General features: G+C 49.4%; 4 protein-coding genes, 2 tRNA genes and 1 pseudogene. 1 reads left to right on the top strand and 6 read right to left on the bottom strand.

Annotated features, from left to right (window positions below):
* From AC4MRN_RS19285 to AC4MRN_RS19275, 3 genes and pseudogenes are all read right to left on the bottom strand, one after another.
* Positions 1 to 415: pseudogene (locus tag AC4MRN_RS19285) on the bottom strand (PhoH family protein); the annotation flags it as partial.
* Positions 416 to 432: 17 nt separating this feature from the next.
* Positions 433 to 1,869 carry a tRNA (N6-isopentenyl adenosine(37)-C2)-methylthiotransferase MiaB gene (gene miaB / locus AC4MRN_RS19280; protein ID WP_491204218.1) on the bottom strand — a complete coding sequence of 479 codons (1,437 nt, stop codon included), beginning with the start codon at positions 1,867 to 1,869 and terminating at the stop codon, positions 433 to 435.
* 30 nt (positions 1,870 to 1,899) lie between these two features.
* Positions 1,900 to 2,073: a hypothetical protein gene (locus AC4MRN_RS19275; protein ID WP_491204217.1), complete on the bottom strand. Its 174-nt coding sequence runs from the start codon at positions 2,071 to 2,073 to the stop codon at positions 1,900 to 1,902.
* Between the two features lie 102 nt (positions 2,074 to 2,175).
* On the opposite strand from AC4MRN_RS19275, the gene AC4MRN_RS19270 reads away from it, so the two are divergent.
* Positions 2,176 to 3,345 carry an FAD-dependent oxidoreductase gene (locus AC4MRN_RS19270; RefSeq protein ID WP_491204216.1) on the top strand — a complete coding sequence of 390 codons (1,170 nt, stop codon included), beginning with the start codon at positions 2,176 to 2,178 and terminating at the stop codon, positions 3,343 to 3,345.
* A gap of 239 nt (positions 3,346 to 3,584) precedes the next feature.
* Here the strand turns inward: AC4MRN_RS19270 and AC4MRN_RS19265 are convergent, their stop codons facing one another.
* From AC4MRN_RS19265 to AC4MRN_RS19255, 3 genes are all read right to left on the bottom strand, one after another.
* A complete protein-coding gene (locus AC4MRN_RS19265; protein WP_073322382.1) occupies positions 3,585 to 4,988 on the bottom strand; it encodes an alanine/glycine:cation symporter family protein in 1,404 nt (467 codons plus the stop codon).
* 105 nt (positions 4,989 to 5,093) lie between these two features.
* A tRNA-Gln gene (locus AC4MRN_RS19260) sits at positions 5,094 to 5,169 on the bottom strand.
* 45 nt (positions 5,170 to 5,214) lie between these two features.
* Positions 5,215 to 5,290 (bottom strand) — tRNA-Gln (locus AC4MRN_RS19255).
* Positions 5,291 to 5,299: the final 9 nt, after the last annotated feature.

Raw genomic sequence — 5,299 nt, 5'->3', positions numbered from 1 at the left:
CAAAGGTAATGTCATGGTTAACAACATTGGCGACATATTGCGCCTGATTTGGGTTACGCGGTTTTATAACGCCGCGCTTGGTTTTGATGTTAACTTCTTTACCGTAAGTACCGGCTTCTTCACGCTCGAGGCAACTGGCTTCCTGAATGGCCAGGTGAACCTGTTCAGCTTCCAGATCAGGCACCAGTCCTTTAACCGGTTGAGTTTCGATATACAGCAGTTTCAGTAATTCACCCGCACCGCGGGTTTGTTGTGGCTCACCCACAATTTTGAAAAAATTGCTGCGATAGGTAATTTCCACGCCCAGACGACGTTCAATTTGTTTGATATTGTCGTCGAATGGACCGCACAAGCTGGACAACCGTTTGTTATCTTCCGGCTCCAGGACTACTTCGTTGCTTACCAGTTTACTCAAGTTTGTTTGCTACCTTGTTAGTGTGTCGGTTGAAATTGGCTTACGCCCAACGCGTCAGGCTGTTGTGGCTGGCGCTTTGCCAGAATACTTTGTGGTGATACGGCCACTCGAAGACCCATATCGGCCTCACGACGAATCACTTCACCACGCAGTGAGTTACTGAAGACATCCGTGATCTTCACATCCACGAATTCGCCAATCATGTCTGGTGTACCCGGGAAATTTACAACCCGGTTGTTTTCTGTTCTGCCCTGCAGTTCCATGATGTCTTTTTTCGACGGGCCTTCCACCAAAATACGTTGTTCTGTATCCAGCATGTTTCGCGCAATGCGCAGTGCTTGTTGGTTTATACGTTGCTGCAGCAAATACAGACGTTGTTTTTTCGTCTCTTCACTCACATCGTCAACGGCGTCGGCCGCTGGTGTACCTGGGCGAGCAGAATAGATAAAACTGAAGCTCAGGTCGTAGTCTACTGCCTGAATCAGATCCATGGTGGCTTCAAAGTCGGCATCGGTTTCACCTGGGTAGCCAATAATGAAGTCTGAAGACATGCAAATATTCGGGCGTACTTTGCGCAGCTTACGGATTTTAGACTTGTACTCTAATGCCGTGTGGCCGCGTTTCATCATATTTAGAATACGATCTGAACCGCTTTGAACCGGCAAATGCAGGTGATCAACCAATTCAGGCACTGTTTCATAAACGGCAATGATGTCGTCGGTGAATTCAACCGGGTGAGACGTGGTGTAGCGAATACGGTCGATACCATCGATGGCTGCAACCAGTTCCAGCAATTCTGCAAACCGACAGATGCTGCCATCGTGGTGCTCACCGCGGAATGCGTTTACGTTTTGGCCCAGTAAGTTCACTTCGCGAACGCCTTGCTCAGCTAACTGTGCGATTTCCAACAGTACGTCGTCAACCGGGCGGCTGACTTCTTCACCACGGGTATAAGGCACCACGCAGAAAGTACAGTATTTTGAGCAACCTTCCATGATAGACACAAAAGCGGTTGGCCCTTCAGCACGTGGCTCAGGCAGTCGGTCAAACTTCTCGATTTCCGGGAAGCTTACGTCCACTACTGAGGTTTCACCCGCGCGGATTTGATTAATCATTTCCGGCAAACGGTGCAGGGTTTGCGGGCCGAATACCAGGTCAACAAACGGTGCGCGCTGACGAATATGGTCGCCTTCCTGAGACGCAACACAGCCACCCACACCAATAATCAGTTCCGGGTTGGTTTTCTTCAGATTCTTCCAACGACCCAGCTGGTGGAATACCTTTTCCTGAGCTTTTTCTCGAATAGAGCAGGTGTTGAGCAAAATAACATCGGCTTCTTCTGCTTCTTCAGCGAGGGTGAAACCGTGGGTTGCATCAAGCAGATCGGCCATTTTCTCCGAGTCGTACTCGTTCATTTGGCAGCCCCAGGTTTTGATGTACAGCTTTTTACTCATAACAATTCGATAATCACGTTTAGGCTGGTTCTACAGACCACCAAACAAGGATTTGCCCCAGATGGCAAAGGTTGGCGGATAAAGACCAGCGTGGTTGTTCAAAATAGCCGCGTATTTTAACCTTTCTGCTCGTCGATAGCCAGCCATGCAGCCCGGCTTTTTCGGGCTTTGTCGATCCATCCCAACCGGGTTGCACGTAATCATGAAAGTCACTGATCCAACGACAATTTTGTATTACTCTTCACGCCATCATTGAGGGCGCTTGATGTCTTCAGGCATAATGGTGAAATCACAAACGGAGTGTTTATGTTTGATTTTTGTATTAACGGCGCAGGTATGGTGGGTGCCGCTACCGCATTAGGGTTGGCGCGTGCGGGCTATTCTGTGGCGTTAATAGAGCAGCGACCACCTCAACCATTTAGTGCCGAACAGCCCCCTGATCTCCGAATGTCCGCCATAAGCATGGCGTCGGTCAATCTGTTAGACGAGCTCGAAGCCTGGTCGCACATAGAGGCGATGCGCGTCCGGCCTTATCACGGATTGTCGGTCTGGGAACACCCTGATTGCCGCACCGATTTTCTGGCGCAGGAAGTCGGCTATGATTTACTCGGTTACTTTGTGGAAAACCGCGTTATACAGCTGGGCTGTCACGCAGCGCTGAAGTCGTATGACAATGTGACATGGTTTTCACCTGCACGCATTGAGTACATAGAGCGCAATGACACGCAGCCTGTAAAAATTACCCTGGATAATCAGTCAACGCTCACTTGCCAATGGTTAATTGGTGCTGATGGGGCGGAATCTCAGGTAAGGCAAGCTGCAGGTATTGGCATATCGGGCTGGCAATATCAGCAACAGGCAATGGGAATTACCGTGCAGTTCGACGAACCTGTTGACGGGATCACCTGGCAGCAGTTTACGCCCCAAGGACCGCGTGCGCTGCTTCCTATGCATGAGAATTTTGCGTCGCTTATTTGGTATGACATGCCTGATGTGCTCAAAGACTTGAAAAGACAGTCAAATGCACAAATTAAAGAGAGTATTGTGGCGCACTTTCCGCCATTGCCAGGCGATTTCGACGTGCTCAACTGTGCGGCATTTACGCTGATTCGTCGTCATGCCAGCCAGTATGTGTTACCCGGTGTGATTTTGGTTGGTGATGCAGCACATACGATTAACCCGCTGGCGGGGCAGGGTGTAAACCTGGGATTTAAAGACATTAAAGCGTTATTGGCGGTGTTGTCAGATAAGCCCGATTTAGCCAGCACAACCTGTTTGAAAATGCTGCAGGAAGATTATGAATTGCCAAGGCAGCGGGACAACGCGCTTATGATGAGCGCGATGGATGGATTTTACAGTACCTTTAGCAATGATATCGGCCCGCTGAAATTACTGCGTAATGGGTTGTTGAAGCTGGCCCACCACAGCGGCCCGATAAAGCAGCAGGTATTGAAATACGCAATGGGACTTTCATAATGACAGTGATTATTGTTATAGGTATCTTATTTTTGGCGCTCGCCATTGTTATACCATTATTAGAGAAATCTAATTGGCGAATGAGCAGCGAAGAACAAAGTAAGTTATCGCGATGGATCTGGCCTTTGTTAATGCTACTGCTATTAGCACAGCTCATAAAAATGATGGTCAGCTAAGAAACGCTTCTTCAAACATAACAAAGCCCGCATCTGCGGGCTTTGTTGCATTTGTTTTACGGTTTACCAGATACCGTCTTCGGATTTACCCTGAATCGGGCAGTCACCCGCCTTGTATTCGGGCAATTCTCCGCGGTCTTTCTTAGAGAAGTAGTCTTTACTGATGCTTACAATCGTTGGCGTCATCCATACGATGGCAATTATGTTAATGACAGTCATAAGCCCCAGAGCCATATCGGCAGCAGCCCATACTTCGGGCAGCGCCGCCATTGAACCCCAGAAAATCATGGCGAGATAGCCACTCGTATAAGCGATTCGACCCATTTTGTTGTCGAGCTTGAACATGTGAAGATTACTTTCACCGTAGGCGTAGTTAGCGACTACCGAGGTAAAGGAGAAGAAACATATCGCCGCAGCCACAAAGTCTGCGCCGCCTTCTCCAATATGGCTGGTCATGGCCGACTGTGTCAGGCGAATTCCTTCCATTTGATCACTGCTACTGCCACCGGCCAGTAAGATAATAAACGCGGTTGCGGTACATAGCACCATGGTATCCAGAAATACGCCAAGCATTTGTACATAGCCCTGAGAAACCGGATGGTTCGGGTAGGGCGCTGCACTGGCTGCGGCGTGAGGCACGCTGCCTGAGCCTGCTTCGTTGGAATATAAACCGCGCTGAATACCGTTTTTCACGGCTGCGCCCATGGCTCCCGCACCAGCTTCTTGTAAACCAAACGCAGATTGGATGATATGCCAGAACATACCCGGCAGTTCAGTAAAGTTAACTGCGCAAATTAACAGAGCTGCCAGCACATAGGTAATGCCCATAAACGGAACAACCCATTCTGCAAATCGTGCGATACCGCGTAGACCACCTACAACGATCAATGCTGCCAGAGCGATAATGGCCAGCCCGGAATAGCTGGTGGGAATATCGTAAGCGGCATTCAGCGCATCGGTAATGGTGTTCGCCTGTACGGCAGAAAAGATAAACCCATAGCCAAGAAACAAGCACAGTGAAAAGGCGACAGCGAGCCAGGTTTTATTCAGACCTTGCTTGATGTAGTAAGCGGGGCCGCCCCGATACTCACCGTTGTCATCTTTTACTTTATAAAGCTGACCAAGCACACTCTCGGCAAAGCCGGTTGCCATGCCCAGAAAAGCAATAACCCACATCCAGAAAATACTGCCTGCACCGCCTAATGAGATGGCGACCGCAACGCCAGCGAGGTTACCGGTACCGACACGAGCGGATAAGCTGGTACATAACGCCTGAAATGAGCTGATACCTTCTTTGGTGCTGGAGGTGCTGCCTTTGAGCAGCGTAAACATGTGGCCAAAATGGCGAAGCTGAACACCGCCCAAGCGAACAGTGAACCAGATACCTGCTGCAACCAGCATGTAGATGAGTACCTGACCGTCGCCCCAGAGGATGTTGTTGATAAATGCAACAATGTCGTTGAGCACTGAAATTCCCGTTAGATTACAAAATTATAGTTATGTGACAAGTGTGCCGAGGTTAACGGGGAGTGTAAAGCAAAAACGCCAGTCAGAGACTGGCGTTTTGAATAATGGCTGGGGTAGCTGGACTCGAACCAACGGATGGCGGGATCAAAACCCGCTGCCTTACCAACTTGGCTATACCCCAATCAACTGGGTGTGTTAGCTGATGTATCATCAACATAACGAAAAATGGCTGGGGTAGCTGGACTCGAACCAACGGATGGCGGGATCAAAACCCGCTGCCTTACCAACTTGGCTATACCCCAAATGGTGCG

It is taken from the genome of Marisediminitalea sp. (genome assembly GCF_984433645.1).
This window is presented reverse-complemented; position numbering and strand designations above follow the sequence as displayed.